Raw genomic sequence first — 17,311 nt, 5'->3', positions numbered from 1 at the left:
AATATCTTTATTATTATATTAGATAAGTAATTTAGCATTTATGAATTTGTAATGTGTTGCGTATAGTTCAAAGAAATAAGATTTACTGGTTACGCGCTGCAGCCAATGCCACAACACTAGGATCTATGTTTGTCTGCATGTTAATTTGCGTTGTGATTTTATGGAGGTCTTCTGTTACCTATGCTAGTGAAAATTTGGAGATACAGGAGGTCTTTGATAGTGTTGTCAAGCATATAAAAGCTGATAAAAAATATAAAGATCTTGATGTTCTCGAGAGAAAAAGTGACAAATTTAATATCAAAATTTCGCAGAATTCTGGCAAGAATTTTGACATATACTCTATTTTAAAAAAAGCAAAAGATTCCTTTGAGTTAGGAGATAGTGAAACAGCTACTTCTCTCCTCAATCAGATTATTGCAAGATTTCCTTATCATGAAAGTGCTTTAATTGGACTAGGGAATATCTATTACGCTAACAAAGAATTTAAAAAAGCTGTAGAGATTTACACAAGACTGTTAAAAGAATATCCTAGCAACCCTTATGTATTAAAGAATTTTCTGACGATAATCTCACAATATGATCCTAATTTAGCATTGAGTGAAATGTTGAAATTGTATGATACACTCAGAAATAGCGCCCCTTTATCAGCAAATTTAGGTTTGATCTATATGAAAAAAGGGGATTACGTAAAAGCTAAAGAATATATGAAAGCAGCAATTTCTTTAGATCAAAACAATATTTTTTATACCTATAATTTAGCTGTTCTTCTAGATAAGCTCTCAGATTTTAAAAATGCCACAGCATGTTATTCAAAGTTGTTGAACATGTCAAAAAATGCAAGTGAAAGAATACCTTTATACAAGGTAGCAGCAAGACTAAAATTTATACAACTCCATAGTGCGCACCCAGCGATTCCATAAGAGTTGCTTGTATCGCTATTTTTGTTTACAACAACAACATTGAACTATAGAATTATATCTAGAGGGGCAATTAGCTCAGCTGGTAGAGCATCTCGTTTACACCGAGGAGGTCGGCAGTTCAAGTCTGTCATTGCCCATTAGCCTAGTTGAATATTAATATTACAATTATTTCAATCAAAGTATAGAAAATGCAAGACAACATAGTACCAGTTTCAATAGTGAAAGAGCTAGAGGATTCTTATCTCTCCTACGCAATGAGTGTGATCATAAGTCGAGCTATACCTGATGTGCGAGATGGATTTAAACCTGTTCATAGGCGCATATTATACGCAATGTTGAGGGCTGGGTTCGATGCTGGTAAACCGTATAAAAAAGCAGCTCGTATAGTCGGGGATGTAATGGGAAAATATCACCCACATGGTGACATGGCTATCTATGATTCTTTGGTCAGGATGGCTCAAGATTTTTCTCTTCTTTTACCACTTATTGATGGGCAAGGTAACTTTGGTTCGATAGATGGAGATCCGCCAGCTTCAATGCGATATACAGAAGCAAGGCTCCACAGAGCGTCGCATTTTTTACTAAATGATATTGGCGAAGATACAGTTGATTTTAGGCCAAACTATGATGGAAATGAAACAGAGCCTGTTGTACTGCCTGCAGAATTTCCGAATCTATTGGTAAATGGTGCAAGCGGTGTTGCAGTTGGTATGGCAACCAATATTCCTTCTCACAACCTTGGAGAAATAATAGATGCTTGTATGTTATATATAGATAATCCTGAAGTTACTTTGGATGAGTTACTTGAAGTGATGCCAGGACCGGATTTCCCAACTGGGGGAACAATTCTTGGAAGGTCTGGAATAAGATCAGCATTTGCAACGGGTCGTGGATCAATTGTTGTGCAAGGCAAGACTCACATGGAAGACCTGCCACAAGATAGGCAAGCAATAGTGATTGATGAAATACCTTACCAGGTAAATAAAGTAAAATTAATTGAGAAGATAGGTGAGCTTGTAAAAGAAAAAAGAATTGATGGCATAACAGAAATTAGGGATGAATCTGATAAGTCTGGTATTAGGGTAGTAATTGACCTCAGAAGAAATGCTGAAGCAAGTTTTATACTTAATCAAATATTGGGACTAACTCCACTAAGAAGTAGTTTTAGTGTTAATACCTTAGTCCTCAACAACAACAGGCCTGCTTTGATGTCGTTGAAAGAAATTATAGCTGCTTTTATTGATTTTAGAAAAGAAGTATTAATCAGGAGAACAGAGTTTCGTCTAAGAAAAACGAGGGAAAAAGCTCATATATACATAGGACTCTACATTGCGGTTCTCAGCATAGATGAAGTGATAAAAATCATCCGTGGCGCAAAAGATCCTGAAGAAGCAAGCAGAGAGCTTTTAAACAAGGAATGGAAAACCTCAGCTGAAATAAACACGATTATTGAATTAATCTCAGACAGTATGAGCTTTTTGAAAGATGGAGTGTATAGATTAACTGAGCTGCAAACAAAAGCTATTCTTGACATGAAATTGCAACGTTTAACAGGCCTTGAAAAAGGCAAATTAGAAAATGAGTTAAATTCAATGCTTAGCCTGATAAAAGAATATATCTCTTTTCTTGGCTCAGAAGAGAAATTGATGCAAGAAATAAAAAACAATCTACAAGAAATAAAGAACAGATTTACTGTGCCGCGAAAAACTTCAATAGAGGAATCAGATACGGACATTGAAGCTGAAGATCTAATTCCACAAGAGGATATGGTGATAACCGTAACTATGAATGGTTATATCAAGCGTGTGAAGCTTTCTCATTATAGAACTCAGCGTCGTGGTGGAAAAGGAAAGCTAGGACAAGGATTAAAAGAAGAGGATGTAACCACAAAATTATTTGTTGGGAATACCCACACTAGCCTTTTATTCTTTTCTAATATTGGCCGAGTTTATAGATTAAAAGTTTATAAGTTACCTATTGCAGAGCCAACTGCACGTGGAAGAGCACTTGTTAATATATTCCCGCTTAACGATGGTGAAACTATAACTAATATAATGCCATTACCAAGTGAAAATGACGAAAATCAAAACATAGTTTTTGCTACTGCTCATGGGAACATAAGGCGCAACTCTTTAGCAGATTTTCACTATATTCCAAGCAATGGAAAAATAGCAATCAAGCTCGATGAAGGAGATAAGTTAATATCAGTTAAAGTATGCAATGAAATTGATCATGTTTTTCTTTCAACAAGATTCGGCAAAAGTATCAGATTTGTTGTAAGTGATGTGCGTCAATTTAAAAGTCGCAATTCAGATGGTGTAAGAGGTATCAAACTTGCAAAGAATGACAGCGTGATATCTATGACCATATTAAATGGGATAGGTGTAGCAACAGAAACAAAAGAACTTTACTTAAAAGTTCCACTTGCAAAAAGACTGGGGACTGCAATTAATAACCTCATTGATTCTAAATTGGAAAAGACTTTGAATGATTTAGGAATAGATAACAAACTGTTCTTAAAACTTGCAATGAATGAGGAGTTCATATTAACTATTACTGAAAATGGCTTTGGTAAAAGAACTTCTGCCTACGAGTATAGGGTAACAAATAGAGGTGGTGTTGGTATTACAAATATCCTGACTACCGACAGAAACGGTAATGTTGTTGCTAGCTTTCCAGTTGAACAGGGTGATAATATCATGCTTATTACAGATAAAGGAAAGTTAATTCGTATTTCAGTAAATGATATCAGAATTGCAGGACGTAGCACTCAAGGAGTCACTCTGTTTAAAACGGAGAGTAGAGAAAAGGTGGTGTCAGTAGCGAAAATTGAGGATCCCGATTCCACTGAAGATAGTATTTCCGAAATTGACAACTCTGTTTCTTCTTAACTGTATAGCAAAGGTTAAACAAATAGTGCAAATTTCTATTGATTAATCTATAATATTTAAATTAAAATATATGTCTATGTTCAAGTAGAGATTGATGGATAAGAAGTTAACTAAAAATAAAAAATCATTGACGAATGAGAAGAATAAAAAAACATCTCTTGTTAAAGATTTTGCCAAAAATAAGAGTAGAAGAGATTTTATCACATTAACTACGTGTGCCATGGCAGGTATAGGAGCTGCAAGCGGTCTTTGGCCATTGGTTAAGTCTATGAATCCTTCTGCTGAGGTTTTAGCGATGTCTACGGTTGAAGTTAATCTATCTGATATTCAAGAAGGACAAGGAAAAAAGGTAAAATGGCAAGGTAAGCCAGTATTTATCCGCAAGCGCACAAAGCAAGAGATTGAGGCTGCAAGAGCCATAAATGCAGAAAATTTGAGAGATCCTGAATCAGATGAAAAAAGAGTATACAAAGGAAAAGATGAATGGTTAATTATGATTGGAATATGCACCCATCTTGGATGTGTACCAGTTGATCACGCTACAAAAGACGGCAACGGTTGGTTCTGCCCTTGTCACGGTTCATATTATGACACATCAGGCCGAGTAATTGGCGGTCCTGCACCAAAGAACATGGCTATACCTGACTACTTTTTTCCAAGTGAAAATATTGTAGTAATTGGCAAGAAGGCTTAACGGATTTTCATAATTAAAGTAATAAAAGTATATTGCATTTCAAGAAGCACACTGACTTCATAGGCAAAGCTCTTGAAGTCTATCAAGCTAATTTTATACTATGCACATATTCGGGTGATAATTAAGAAACTTGCCTGCCAAATTTTCAGAGTTGACAGCTAAATTTAAAACTTGTTCCTTTGCGTCAGAAAAATTCTGACTAACTTGCTTAAAACGCTAATTCTGGATTAAGGAAGGAAGAAAGTATAGGAAATGGAAGGCTTTTTGGATTTCAAGGAATAGGAAATGAGAGTAGAAAAGATGTGAACCAAGAAATTAACGGGAGATCTATGGCGAGTATGTTCAATTTCAAGTCTATTTTTGAGGTAGCCAAAAATCGTCTCAATGATCGACCTTTTTCTCAGCAAAATCTTTTCATGTAGTGAAATTAATGCGTTTTTCATCCCCTTTTTCACCTTGGTAACAAGTTTCAAACCGCGGTTAAACAACTCTTGGAAAAGCTCTTTTTTAATATAGCCTTTATCACCAAACAAAAGACCGGTTAATTTCTTAGTTAGGTTTGCTACAGGCTCTCTATCGTCAACATTACCTCTTGTAAGCGTAAAAGCTTGAATTTCACCTTTCTCGTTAATTATCAAATGTAGTTTAAAGCCGAAAAACCAGCCATATGTACTCTTGCTTAATTTTGCAATTCCAGCAAAAACCTTATTTCTTGATATTCTTTTTGCATGGCAAACTGCAATAGGAGTTGTATCTATGTATGAGATTCCAGTAAGTTCTGACCATCCGCAAAGGCACTGTAATAGCATGGCTAAATGCCACAAAACCCTGGGCTTTAGAGCAACAAACCTAGTGTATGAAGGCAACTTCGAAAACTCTGTTTGTAGAGCAATGTTAGGTAATGCAGGTAGAAAGCCTTAAAATTTTCACAGGGAGATTGCTGATACAGGAGGATTATTGTGATAATTTCCGAATGTGTAATTTCTGGCACTCTTGTGGGTTTTTACCGTTTGGCAGTAGTTTATCTGCAAAATTTTTCTCTATATCTCTGCAAAAATCATCGACCAGACAAAACAGTTTTGTTATATCTTCCATGGGTAACCTCATCTATTTTTTTCTATTTGTTGAGTTTACCCTACTCTCCTGACTTTTCTATTCTCTTTTTAATCCAGAATTAGCGTTTAAAGATGCTGAACTTTTTACCATAGAAGCAGCTTTACTAATTTCTTTTTCGCTAATCTCAGAAGAGCAAACAAAAGACGTACTATCTTCACAAAAAGACCTGAGACCAAATCCTCTTCTGATATTTAAATCCATATGTTTTAATATATTATCATCAAAAATCAGGGATTCTGATTGGCAAAACTCTAAAAATAGCTCGCCACCATCACTATTGCTCAAAGCGTTGTTGACTATTTTATATACATTATTAATATTAACATTGTTCTGAGCAAAAAATATTTGATCTAGATTTGGCATTACCTTTGAGCTAAAAACTACTTGAGTATATTATTTTATTTTAACATAGTAAATCACAAAAAGCCCGGGTGGCGGAATTGGTAGACGCGCTAGCTTCAGGTGCTAGTAACTTTTCAAGTTGTGGAAGTTCAAGTCTTCTCCCGGGCACTCTGTATTGATTTTTAAATCAATTAATGTTATGATATAATATGCATTTACTGCTAAGTTTATGAGTTATGAGAAAGAGAGGCTTATTTACAGGAAAAAAATACGAACTTATTCAAAACGCTTGGTTACTGCACTATCTATTGCTTCTTTGAGTGGGTACATAGCAGCATTAGCCCTAAATATTCCTTCCTTAAGCTTGTATTTTGCTATTGTCAGCACTATACTAAGTGCACTTTCGCTTGCTTTAAATATATGGTCATTAACTGATCATTTTAGGCAGTGTGGCCTTAATAAGCAACTCGATACCTCTCGGCAAGAGAAATTAATGAAGATCTGCCTCGACATTGCATCTAACGTTTCATTTTTAATAGGAGGAATTACACCTATATTACCTCTTGAATTTCCTATTATCCCCTTATTTCCGTTGCTTTTTTTATTCTAGGTTGTACCTTTATGGCAACTAATTTCATTCGAACTATGATTAGTCAGTCGCAAATAGATGAAACTAAAACCTCAAAGCTAGTGAACATTAAATCTGCAATAGCTCCCTGATTATTACATGTTAATAAGTTAGCTTATTTAACTTGACAAATTACGCCATCCCCCTTACTGTGATAGCAAGAGTATTTATCCTTGTTTTTAATCTCCACGGATTTAACAGCAAAATTCAGTAAAAAACTCAGGTATTTATTGGCAAATTACATAAAAATTATAGCGGCTGCATGTCTTTTAAAAATTTTTTCTACATTCAGCCAAATCGCGCTTAAAATAAGCGTTAGCACATTATTACAACGCCAATTTAAATTATTATAGGGTCGAAACTCGCTATACGGGGGTTCTTTTGTCTTTTTTTTACTTAGTAAATTTCTTAATATTTGTAGCTAAAGTAATTCAGCGTGGGACACACAACCGCACTAACGTTTGTTTTTGAAGGTACTATTTATATAGTAGATGGTCACTGGAATCCAGCTTTTTCATAATCATCAAAACATTGATTACTTTTATACTCGTAAATTTAACTGGATCCCAGTGTCAGCTACTTGGATGACATCAAAGAGAGGGTACTGGGATTACACAAAAAGGGCTACTTAAGTGATAATACCAATTCTCATTATTAATGAACCAAATAAGAAGCATAGCAGAGTTGTTTAACCGTGGAAGGGGAAAGAGAGGTAATAAATTTACACAAAGCGCATTCAAGCAGAACAATTGTATTGTAGATTTTATTGCGTAAAATGTTCTGTTTTATATATAAACGCTAATTCTGGATTAAAAAGAGAATAGAAAAGTCAGGAGAGTAGGGTAAACTCAACAAATAGAAAAAAATAGATGAGGTTACCCATGCAAGATATAACAAAACTGTTTTGTCTGGTCGATGATTTTTGCAGAGATATAGAGAAAAATTTTGCAGATAAACTACTGCCAAACGGTAAAAAACCCACAAGAGTGCCAGAAATTACACATTCGGAAATTATCACAATAATCCTCCTGTATCAGCAATCTCCCTGTGAAAATTTTAAGGCTTTCTACCTGCATTACCTAACATTGCTCTACAAATCAGAGTTTTCGAAGTTGCCTTCATACACTAGGTTTGTTGCTCTAAAGCCCAGGGTTTTGTGGCATTTAGCCATGCTATTACAGTGCCTTTGCGGATGGTCAGAACTTACTGGAATCTCATACATAGATACAACTCCTATTGCAGTTTGCCATGCAAAAAGAATATCAAGAAATAAGGTTTTTGCTGGAATTGCAAAATTAAGCAAGAGTACATATGGCTGGTTTTTCGGCTTTAAACTACATTTGATAATTAACGAGAAAGGTGAAATTCAAGCTTTTACGCTTACAAGAGGTAATGTTGACGATAGAGAGCCTGTAGCAAACCTAACTAAGAAATTAACCGGTCTTTTGTTTGGTGATAAAGGCTATATTAAAAAAGAGCTTTTCCAAGAGTTGTTTAACCGCGGTTTGAAACTTGTTACCAAGGTGAAAAAGGGGATGAAAAACGCATTAATTTCACTACATGAAAAGATTTTGCTGAGAAAAAGGTCGATCATTGAGACGATTTTTGGCTACCTCAAAAATAGACTTGAAATTGAACATACTCGCCATAGATCTCCCGTTAATTTCTTGGTTCACATCTTTTCTACTCTCATTTCCTATTCCTTGAAATCCAAAAAGCCTTCCATTTCCTATACTTTCTTCCTTCCTTAATCCAGAATTAGCGTTTGTAGGTTTTTTACCGTTTGGCAGTAGTTTATCTGCAAAATTTTTCTCTATATCTCTGCAAAAATCATCGACCAGACAAAACAGTTTTGTTATATCTTCCATGGGTAACCTCATCTATTTTTTTCTATTTGTTGAGTTTACCCTACTCTCCTGACTTTTCTATTCTCTTTTTAATCCAGAATTAGCGTTTTTAGGGCGTACAACACTCCGCAAAATATATTCATACAAATCAAGTTTTCTTGGTTTTGTTTTTTTCACAAGACTCCAGATCTGGTGAAATAATCTCAAACTTCTCTCGACTTATGTCACTTGGGTATACACTCCTCATATATCCTAATTTATACACTCTATTTCTTACTTTATGCCTTTCTTGATATTATGAACAGGTTCTGAGAAAGCTAGCGTTCTACTAGTCATGTTCTTTATCTTGCTTTACAACAATGCATCTTTTCATTCCAGCCAAGTCGTATACGTATTCCTGAAAAGCCAGTCCATATAAGGGTATTATTTTGTCAATATTGCTTTGATCTTCGCCTATTTCCAGTATCGCAAACCCATCTTTTTTAAGGCACTTTTTCAATATTGGAAAAATACTCAGGTAACAGCTCAATCCATCGATACCACCATCAAGAGCAATTCTTGGCTCTTTTTGCACTTCAGCTTGCAGATTTTTTAACTTACTTCTTTTAATATATGGAGGATTGCTTATTATAAGATCAAATAAATCTCTACATTCTGTCCACGAATTTGGAAATATTTTAGCTCTGTTGAGAAGATTATGTTTCTTTGTGTTCTGGCAGGTAATTTTGTATGCTTCCAGGCTTTTTTCAAAACCAACTCCAATAGCATATTCATACTCACTAAGTATGGAGATCAACAAACAGCCTGTGCCTGTGCCAAAATCTGCAATTTTTATTTTTTGCTTCTTATTTTGGTAATATTTTAACACTATTGAAATTACTGTCTCACTATCTGGTCTTGGATCTAGAACATGTTGGTTAACTATAAAATTTTTACTCCAGAATTCACGATTACCTATTATTTGCGATATTGGATATCTTTCTGCTCTTTTTTTTGTTAATTTCCAGAATAGAAGCTCTTTGTTTCTTGGTACCTGATTGGTGTGATTCATGATTGTGAATGATCTTTCTACTCCAAGTACGTACTGCATGATGATTTCACAATCCAAATGTGGTGATTCAATTCTATGTGATGACAGTAGCTTTGACCCTTCTTTAATTAAAGCGCTGATTGTTTTCATTATTCTAAAAACGTGTTCCTTGTATGCAAGAACAGCAAAATTGAGTATAGAATTTTGAACTTAGGGTAGCTGCATTAAATCTAAGTGTCAAGAGTAGGATTGTAAAAATCATCTGGCTTTACTGGTAATTCGGTTAGTATTTTTGGATTAATGTTAGAAACTCTTGGCTCTATTATAAACGCTAATTCTGGATTAAGGAAGGAAGAAAGTATAGGAAATGGAAGGCTTTTTGGATTTCAAGGAATAGGAAATGAGAGTAGAAAAGATGTGAACCAAGAAATTAACGGGAGATCTATGGCGAGTATGTTCAATTTCAAGTCTACTTTTGAGGTAGCCAAAAATCGTCTCAATGATCGACCTTTTTCTCAGCAAAATCTTTTCATGTAGTGAAATTAATGTGTTTTTCATCCCCTTTTTCACCTTGGTAACAAGTTTCAAACCGCGGTTAAACAACTCTTGGAAAAGCTCTTTTTTAATATAGCCTTTATCACCAAACAAAAGACCGGTTAATTTCTTAGTTAGGTTTGCTACAGGCTCTCTATCGTCAACATTACCTCTTGTAAGCGTAAAAGCTTGAATTTCACCTTTCTCGTTAATTATCAAATGTAGTTTAAAGCCGAAAAACCAGCCATATGTACTCTTGCTTAATTTTGCAATTCCAGCAAAAACCTTATTTCTTGATATTCTTTTTGCATGGCAAACTGCAATAGGAGTTGTATCTATGTATGAGATTCCAGTAAGTTCTGACCATCCGCAAAGGCACTGTAATAGCATGGCTAAATGCCACAAAACCCTGGGCTTTAGAGCAACAAACCTAGTGTATGAAGGCAACTTCGAAAACTCTGTTTGTAGAGCAATGTTAGGTAATGCAGGTAGAAAGCCTTAAAATTTTCACAGGGAGATTGCTGATACAGGAGGATTATTGTGATAATTTCCGAATGTGTAATTTCTGGCACTCTTGTGGGTTTTTACCGTTTGGCAGTAGTTTATCTGCAAAATTTTTCTCTATATCTCTGCAAAAATCATCGACCAGACAAAACAGTTTTGTTATATCTTCCATGGGTAACCTCATCTATTTTTTTCTATTTGTTGAGTTTACCCTACTCTCCTGACTTTTCTATTCTCTTTTTAATCCAGAATTAGCGTTCAACGGGAACAAGGTGAAAATTTAGATCAAGAAGAGCTAAAAGATGAAATATCCAAAAGTAAAGCATTTAAATATCTAATTCTTACTTCCCAAATTTCAAATTATCTTCCTTCTATTTTATTAGTAGCAGGTTTGGTGTTACAGTATCAATCTATAGTATTTCCTAAAGTAAATGATAAAGGTATAATAAAGTATTTGAGTTATAATGGCATATAGTGTGGATTTAAGGGAAAAGGAAGTATTGATGATAGAAAAAGGGAAGGCAAAGGTTGAGATAGCAGAGCTCATGGAGATAGGAATAGCAACGCTGTACCGCTGGTTAAAAAAGAAAGCTGCTGGTGAAAGCCTAAAGCCATCTAAAAACGGTAGCTTTATTCGAAAAATAGACCCAAAAATACTCGAAGAATATGTTACAAAGAATCCAGATCATACTCTGGCAGAGATGAAACAAAATCTTGGATTTGGAATAAATTCAATTTGGTATAGACTAAAACAGCTAAAAATTACTTTTAAAAAAAAGTCACACTATATCAAGAGCGCAATCAAGAAGATAGGCAGCAATTTATTGATAAAATCTCAAAAATAGACCATTCCAGCATCTTATATATAGATGAAGCAGGAGTTGATAATAAGTTATACCGAGAATATGGACGTGCTCCAAGAGGAAAGAAAATTTATGCAGATATTCCAGCGAGAGAGAATCGGTATAGTAGCCGGGTGGATTGGAATGAGATTTATTGCACCAATGACTTTCAAAGGTGGGTGTGACAAAGAGGTATTCAATATATGGTTGGAGAAACCTAAATTGCCACTTGGCACAACCATAGTTATGGATAATGCTACATTTCATAAGACCACTAAAACAAAATCATTAATAGAGTCTTTTGGCTGTCATGTGCTGTATCTTCCAACATATTCACCAGATTTGAATCCTCACTTTTACCCACAAGTATAAAAAGCAAGTAAGATAGAGAAAAATATACTTAAGATGAGGTAAAAATGTGTGAAGTAAATAGAAATGTACAATGTGCTGATGGCTTAGGAGATAAATGGCTAGAAAAAGAGTTGAGACATGTTAATCTGGGAGATGTAAGGCTTAATACAAGACTTATTAAAACAAGCTATTTAATAGAGAATAAGGCGTCTGGGTCAATTAGTCAAAGCTGTGTAGGATGGAAAGAAGCTAAAGGTGCATACAGATTATTTAGCAATGAGAAGCTTGAAGCTAAGGAAATTTATTCTTCCCATTATAAAGAAACTATGGAAAGGATAAAAGGAAATGAGCTGGTATTTTCAGTTCAAGATACAAGTTATTTGGATTTTGACTCTCATATAAAGACTAAGGGTCTAGGTAGTATTTCTAAAGCCTATACAAAATATAAAAAGGGTTTGTTATTGCACAGTAACTTAATGGTTAACAAAGACGGATTACCTTTAGGGCTATCTTCTCAACAGTGTTGGGTACGTTCTATCAGGGAAGAAACAGCCCAAGAAAAAGCAAACAGGAAATACCGTACTGCTATAAAGGAGAAAGAAAGCTATAAGTGGATAGCGGCACTAAAAACGCTAATTCTGGATTAAGGAAGGAAGAAAGTATAGGAAATGGAAGGCTTTTTGGATTTCAAGGAATAGGAAATGAGAGTAGAAAAGATGTGAACCAAGAAATTAACGGGAGATCTATGGCGAGTATGTTCAATTTCAAGTCTACTTTTGAGGTAGCCAAAAATCGTCTCAATGATCGACCTTTTTCTCAGCAAAATCTTTTCATGTAGTGAAATTAATGCGTTTTTCATCCCCTTTTTCACCTTGGTAAACGCTAATTCTGGATTAAAAAGAGAATAGAAAAGTCAGGAGAGTAGGGTAAACTCAACAAATAGAAAAAAATAGATGAGGTTACCCATGGAAGATATAACAAAACTGTTTTGTCTGGTCGATGATTTTTGCAGAGATATAGAGAAAAATTTTGCAGATAAACTACTGCCAAACGGTAAAAAACCCACAAGAGTACCAGAAATTACACATTCGGAAATTATCACAATAATCCTCCTGTATCAGCAATCTCCCTGTGAAAATTTTAAGGCTTTCTACCTGCATTACCTAACATTGCTCTACAAATCAGAGTTTTCGAAGTTGCCTTCATACACTAGGTTTGTTGCTCTAAAGCCCAGGGTTTTGTGGCATTTAGCCATGCTATTACAGTGCCTTTGCGGATGGTCAGAACTTACTGGAATCTCATACATAGATACAACTCCTATTGCAGTTTGCCATGCAAAAAGAATATCAAGAAATAAGGTTTTTGCTGGAATTGCAAAATTAAGCAAGAGTACATATGGCTGGTTTTTCGGCTTTAAACTACATTTGATAATTAATGAGAAAGGTGAAATTCAAGCTTTTACGCTTACAAGAGGTAATGTTGACGATAGAGAGCCTGTAGCAAACCTAACTAAGAAATTAACCGGTCTTTTGTTTGGTGATAAAGGCTATATTAAAAAAGAGCTTTTCCAAGAGTTGTTTAACCGCGGTTTGAAACTTGTTACCAAGGTGAAAAAGGGGATGAAAAACGCATTAATTTCACTACATGAAAAGATTTTGCTGAGAAAAAGGTCGATCATTGAGACGATTTTTGGCTACCTCAAAAGTAGACTTGAAATTGAACATACTCGCCATAGATCTCCCGTTAATTTCTTGGTTCACATCTTTTCTACTCTCATTTCCTATTCCTTGAAATCCAAAAAGCCTTCCATTTCCTATACTTTCTTCCTTCCTTAATCCAGAATTAGCGTTATAGGAGCATCAACCGAAAAGCCAAGCAGCATTGTAAATCCTGATGGTGCTTTTAACGTCTCGGCTCATCAAGTAGGTTGATTATTCTCCATACTCAAATCTCTGGCTAAAAATAACGAGCCACAAATTAGTATGGTTTTGACGTTTTGAATAGAGGCTTTCAATATGTAATTTGATATTGCATCACTGATTGATTCACATTCGATAGCATTGATTCCTATATTATGAGCTCCTTCTCTGATTAAATCTGTACTTGTTGCTTTAGGTTCAGATTTAACACAAACGGCGCATAGTAGTTTGATGTATGGCTTTAAGTGCTCTAAGAACTCTGCGACGTTTCTGTTACGAGTAACACCAAAGATCATATAGATACCTTCAGCAAAATTGTCTCTTACCCACTTAGCTAACACTTTGGCACCATCATTGTTGTGTGCGCCATCTAGAAATAATTGCCAATCTTTTGGTAATAAAGAAATTAAATTACCTTCTTTTATAGACTCTAGCCGCGCAGGCCAATAAGTGCTCTGTAAACCTGAAGCAATGTCCTCTTCTCCAATATTAAATCCATACTTCCCACTCAAAATGCTACATGCTGCAATTGCGTTTCCTGAATTGATTATTTGATGATCTCCTTTTAAAGATGGCAAAGAAAATTCTATTGATTGAATAGTCGATTGAAAGACCATCCTGTTATTCTGTTTTTCGCAATTCCATTCAAGTCCTCCTCTATACAGAGGAGATTTCTTATTTATTGCATGATGTTCTAATGTGTTCGTTATAGATTTTTCTTGTGGTGCTATTACGCAAGGAACATTAGGTTTCATTATTCCAGCCTTTTCAACTGCTATGGTTTCTACGGTAGGACCAAGATATTCTGTATGGTCAAGTGCAATGGAAGTGATGATCGTTAGGATCGGATTATCTATAACATTTGTTGCATCAAGCCTTCCACCCATACCTACCTCAACTAAAGTAATATCCGCTTTATGACGAGCAAAAGCTAAGAAAGCTGCAATTGTTGTGGCCTCAAATAGAGTGATAGGTTGTTCCGCAACTGCTATACGGCATTCTTCCAGTGAGTTATGTAATTCACTATCATCGACATCATTGCCTGCAACAACTATTCTCTCATTAAAATTCACTAAATGTGGAGAAGTGTACGTATGAACTTTATACCCTGCTGCTTGCATTATATATCTTATAAATGATAGTGTTGATCCTTTGCCATTAGTGCCAGCTATGTGAATTATTGGCGGTATTCTTTTCTCGGGATTACCCAATTTATTTAGAAAACTTTTTATGCGATCAAGAGAAAAATCCTTTGGCCTACTGCCAATCGGCTTAGGCCAATGAGGCATGTATATCATAAATTATTGTTACGTTTTAATTCATCTATTACACTTGCCATGCCATTCGTGTCGATCTTTTCACTAAATTGAGAACGTTGATTAATAGCAATACTTATTCCACTCATCACAACATCGTTTATTAAGAAAGAACTGTCACTTTTAGTAACTTTAAAGTCAATATTTGTAAATTCCTCATCACCATAAGAAAATCTTGTTCTCATCAGACAAGTTTCATCGTCAACTGCTCTTGTATTCATTATGATCATTTCACTATTATTTATGTATTTATACAAAATTTTAGCGCACAAACGCGCGAGATATACTTCATATTCTTTTAGAAACTCTTCTTTTTCTTTCTGAGTAGATAAATTCCAATATTTCCCTACTACAAATCGAGATATTTCTTTGAGGTTAACATTATTCTGAATGATCTTCCGAAGCTTTTCGTGTATATGTTCTGAATTTTTTCTATTCCCTTTCATAGACGTATTATCTACTTGCTGCTTCATGGCAAGCACAAAAGTTCTGTGACCTACACAACTCGCGTAAGCACTTGAGGATATTAAAATAAAAATAGTTAAGAGCTTAATAACATTCATAAGATGTATTTATTAGCTATGATACTTAAAATGCAAAATTTAACAAAGGCAAAATAATAGTCGCTAGCTCTAACATACCTATAGACATACTCTATATAAATAACCTATAATTAATAGGGGTCTATGCTATACGTTATGAGTTAAGTTAAATTTTCCGAGCGATAATTTCTGATCAAGGGGATTGCCTCTGTTAATTTCATTGAAATTAGTATGTGATACCCACCTTAACTTTAGGTCTCAGGAATCTACTAAGACTGACGGTAGATGTGGATCCCATTTTTATTATTCAGATTTATGTTACACCAATATAAAGAACAAGGTGTTTTTTTTTGTTCATCTCGTGAGATATTTCAAGTTGCAATTGACGTTGAGAAGTATCCTGATTTTGTTCCTTGGTGCAAAGCTGTTTATATAAAAGAAAAAACTGATAGCCAAATGATTGTAGATCTCCTTGCAGCTTTTTATGGCATTAAAGGAAGTTACACATCAGAAGTGACCTCCCTTGCTCCAAGTGGAATAAGTGAAAGTTGGATAAAAGCTGTCTCCTCAAATGGAATATTTAAACATTTATACAACGAATGGAAATTCACTCCTATGAGCAAAAATAAAACTATGGTAGAGTTCTATATAGAGTTTGAGTTTAAATCCAATTTGTTTTCTACTTTATTAAACTCGGTGTATAAATATGCACAAAATAAAATAATTACTGCATTCGAAGACAGACTAGAAAGCCTTGCTAAGCAAAAGTTATCTTGACATCATTTATATAAATGCATAGATTCTTTAATAAGTTAAGTATTTTCATTGTAATGATTTTTAGATTATTGTTCTTACTTATTTTTATAAGTGTTAGTTCTTATGCAGCTATTGAACAAAACTTACCCAACACTCAAAAAACTGATGAAATAACACCAAAAGAACTACTGTCCCTATTGCCTGATGATAAATTATTAGGAGATCGAAAAGCGCCAATTTTAGTGATAGAATACGCCTCGCTCACTTGTTATCACTGTTCTCTTTTTCATAAGAAAGTTTTTCCTAAAATCAAAGAGAAGTACATAGATACAGGTAAGATGTTATACATATTCCGTCATTTTCCTCTAGATTACAGAGGATTAAAAGCTGCAATGCTAAGTTATTGCTATGAAAAAGAAGAAGACTATTTTAATTTTAACAAAGCTGTGTTTAATGCAATAGACTCATGGAACTACTCTAATTTTAGTGATTTAACTATACTACAAAAAATTGCTGCACTAAGCAATTTGAAGCAAGATGTATTTAACAAATGCATTAATGATAAAAAGATGATGGACAAAATTATAAATGATAAATCACTTGCAATTAATAAACTTGATATCACAGCTACTCCTGTATTCATCATCAAGCTTAACGATGACAAATCATATGTAGAGAATGGTAAAATCAAACATGAAGGATATAGAGAGCTGGAATACTTCACTAATGTAATAGATGAGTTATATGGAAAAGCTATAGTGAAGTAATAACACTGTAGCTTACCATATAAAAACCCTATGCTGAATCATTATTTTTTGATACTGTTTGTTGCTTTTTACGCTCAAACTCTCTTTTTTTACTGTGCCAAGCATAATAATACATGGCAATTTTATTCTCTATTAATACTATCGTTCCATCATAAAATTGGACCATATCCATAACTTTTTTCTGAGCTTCGTTAAAGCGTTCTTTGTACTTCTCGCGATAAGCTGGATTGTGCAGTAATTTCACTCCTTCATTATTATTAGATTTCTTGCTTAACGTTTCAACTTCGTTAGCAATGTTATAAGACATATAAC

The 17,311-nt window shown here is 34.6% G+C and carries 14 protein-coding genes, 2 tRNA genes, 1 other RNA gene and 5 pseudogenes; 14 read left to right on the top strand and 8 right to left on the bottom strand.

From position 1 onward, the window contains the following. The first annotated feature begins 53 nt into the window (after positions 1-53). The 4 genes from O1Q06_RS05185 (at position 54) to petA (ending at position 4,505) form a co-directional block, all read left to right on the top strand. Positions 54-920 (top strand): tetratricopeptide repeat protein, encoded by an 867-nt coding sequence (locus tag O1Q06_RS05185; protein ID WP_410542295.1) that lies wholly within the window; start codon positions 54-56, stop codon positions 918-920. Positions 921-984: 64 nt separating this feature from the next. Beyond that, positions 985-1,057, top strand: a tRNA-Val gene (locus O1Q06_RS05180). 51 nt (positions 1,058-1,108) lie between these two features. After that, the gene (gyrA, locus tag O1Q06_RS05175; RefSeq protein ID WP_410542294.1) at positions 1,109-3,811 is read left to right on the top strand and encodes a DNA topoisomerase (ATP-hydrolyzing) subunit A; all 2,703 of its coding nucleotides are present in this window, start codon (positions 1,109-1,111) and stop codon (positions 3,809-3,811) included. A 94-nt stretch (positions 3,812-3,905) separates the two neighbouring features. After that, entirely contained in the window at positions 3,906-4,505 is a 600-nt protein-coding gene (gene petA, locus O1Q06_RS05170) for a ubiquinol-cytochrome c reductase iron-sulfur subunit (RefSeq protein WP_006014178.1), read from the top strand. Between the two features lie 227 nt (positions 4,506-4,732). Here the strand turns inward: petA and O1Q06_RS05165 are convergent. Both O1Q06_RS05165 and O1Q06_RS05160 read right to left on the bottom strand, forming a co-directional pair. Continuing rightward, positions 4,733-5,600: pseudogene (locus tag O1Q06_RS05165) on the bottom strand (IS982 family transposase). A gap of 69 nt (positions 5,601-5,669) precedes the next feature. Then, positions 5,670-5,984, bottom strand: a pseudogene (locus O1Q06_RS05160) (PmbA/TldA family metallopeptidase); the annotation flags it as partial. Between the two features lie 62 nt (positions 5,985-6,046). On the opposite strand from O1Q06_RS05160, the gene O1Q06_RS05155 reads away from it, so the two are divergent. From O1Q06_RS05155 to O1Q06_RS05145, 3 genes and pseudogenes are all read left to right on the top strand, one after another. Further along, positions 6,047-6,131: transfer RNA gene (locus tag O1Q06_RS05155), tRNA-Leu, on the top strand. A 61-nt stretch (positions 6,132-6,192) separates the two neighbouring features. Next, positions 6,193-6,683: pseudogene (locus O1Q06_RS05150) on the top strand (hypothetical protein). A gap of 789 nt (positions 6,684-7,472) precedes the next feature. Beyond that, positions 7,473-8,342 (top strand): IS982 family transposase, encoded by an 870-nt coding sequence (locus O1Q06_RS05145; RefSeq protein ID WP_410542293.1) that lies wholly within the window; start codon positions 7,473-7,475, stop codon positions 8,340-8,342. Between the two features lie 424 nt (positions 8,343-8,766). On the opposite strand, the gene prmC is transcribed toward O1Q06_RS05145, so the two are convergent. Beyond that, positions 8,767-9,618, bottom strand: coding sequence for a peptide chain release factor N(5)-glutamine methyltransferase (gene prmC, locus O1Q06_RS05140; protein WP_410542292.1), 852 nt, complete (start codon positions 9,616-9,618; stop codon positions 8,767-8,769). A gap of 192 nt (positions 9,619-9,810) precedes the next feature. Next, positions 9,811-10,678 (bottom strand): annotated as a pseudogene (locus O1Q06_RS05135) (IS982 family transposase). 292 nt (positions 10,679-10,970) lie between these two features. On the opposite strand from O1Q06_RS05135, the gene O1Q06_RS05130 reads away from it, so the two are divergent. From O1Q06_RS05130 to O1Q06_RS05120, 3 genes are read left to right on the top strand one after another with little or no spacing between them, the layout of a single operon-like run. Continuing rightward, complete coding sequence (locus O1Q06_RS05130; RefSeq protein ID WP_410542291.1) at positions 10,971-11,351, top strand: IS630 transposase-related protein; 381 nt, start codon at positions 10,971-10,973, stop codon at positions 11,349-11,351. Positions 11,352-11,375: 24 nt separating this feature from the next. After that, the gene (locus O1Q06_RS05125; RefSeq protein WP_410542290.1) at positions 11,376-11,720 is read left to right on the top strand and encodes a transposase; all 345 of its coding nucleotides are present in this window, start codon (positions 11,376-11,378) and stop codon (positions 11,718-11,720) included. A 44-nt stretch (positions 11,721-11,764) separates the two neighbouring features. After that, positions 11,765-12,346, top strand: a complete 582-nt coding sequence (locus O1Q06_RS05120; RefSeq protein WP_410542289.1) for a transposase DNA-binding-containing protein — start codon at positions 11,765-11,767, stop codon at positions 12,344-12,346. Here the strand turns inward: O1Q06_RS05120 and O1Q06_RS05115 are convergent. Continuing rightward, positions 12,343-12,612, bottom strand: a pseudogene (locus O1Q06_RS05115) (transposase); the annotation flags it as partial. The gene O1Q06_RS05120 and the pseudogene O1Q06_RS05115 overlap by 4 nt on opposite strands. A gap of 52 nt (positions 12,613-12,664) precedes the next feature. Between O1Q06_RS05115 and O1Q06_RS05110 the strand changes: the two are divergent. Beyond that, on the top strand, positions 12,665-13,534 hold the full coding sequence (locus tag O1Q06_RS05110) for an IS982 family transposase (protein ID WP_410542288.1): 870 nt from the start codon (positions 12,665-12,667) through the stop codon (positions 13,532-13,534). 83 nt (positions 13,535-13,617) lie between these two features. Here O1Q06_RS05110 and O1Q06_RS05105 read toward each other — a convergent pair whose 3' ends face one another. Both O1Q06_RS05105 and O1Q06_RS05100 read right to left on the bottom strand, forming a co-directional pair. After that, a complete protein-coding gene (locus O1Q06_RS05105) occupies positions 13,618-14,916 on the bottom strand; it encodes a bifunctional folylpolyglutamate synthase/dihydrofolate synthase (protein ID WP_410542287.1) in 1,299 nt (432 codons plus the stop codon). After that, the gene (locus O1Q06_RS05100; protein ID WP_410542286.1) at positions 14,913-15,497 is read right to left on the bottom strand and encodes a phospholipid-binding protein MlaC; all 585 of its coding nucleotides are present in this window, start codon (positions 15,495-15,497) and stop codon (positions 14,913-14,915) included. The genes O1Q06_RS05105 and O1Q06_RS05100 overlap by 4 nt, the downstream gene beginning before the upstream one ends. 115 nt (positions 15,498-15,612) lie before the next feature. On the opposite strand from O1Q06_RS05100, the gene ssrS reads away from it, so the two are divergent. The 3 genes from ssrS (at position 15,613) to O1Q06_RS05085 (ending at position 16,999) form a co-directional block, all read left to right on the top strand. Continuing rightward, positions 15,613-15,774, top strand: a non-coding RNA gene (ssrS, locus tag O1Q06_RS05095) — 6S RNA. Between the two features lie 17 nt (positions 15,775-15,791). Then, the gene (locus tag O1Q06_RS05090) at positions 15,792-16,253 is read left to right on the top strand and encodes a type II toxin-antitoxin system RatA family toxin (protein WP_410542285.1); all 462 of its coding nucleotides are present in this window, start codon (positions 15,792-15,794) and stop codon (positions 16,251-16,253) included. Positions 16,254-16,306: 53 nt separating this feature from the next. Then, positions 16,307-16,999, top strand: a complete 693-nt coding sequence (locus tag O1Q06_RS05085) for a thioredoxin domain-containing protein (RefSeq protein ID WP_015588150.1) — start codon at positions 16,307-16,309, stop codon at positions 16,997-16,999. A 28-nt stretch (positions 17,000-17,027) separates the two neighbouring features. Here the strand turns inward: O1Q06_RS05085 and O1Q06_RS05080 are convergent, their stop codons facing one another. Then, the gene (locus tag O1Q06_RS05080) at positions 17,028-17,306 is read right to left on the bottom strand and encodes a DUF2671 domain-containing protein (protein ID WP_007302334.1); all 279 of its coding nucleotides are present in this window, start codon (positions 17,304-17,306) and stop codon (positions 17,028-17,030) included. Positions 17,307-17,311 lie beyond the last annotated feature (5 nt).

Source organism: Wolbachia endosymbiont of Tetranychus urticae, from assembly GCF_046529255.1.
GTDB lineage: Bacteria > Pseudomonadota > Alphaproteobacteria > Rickettsiales > Anaplasmataceae > Wolbachia.
Note: the sequence above shows the minus strand (reverse complement) of the source record. Positions and strands in the feature narration are given on the sequence as shown.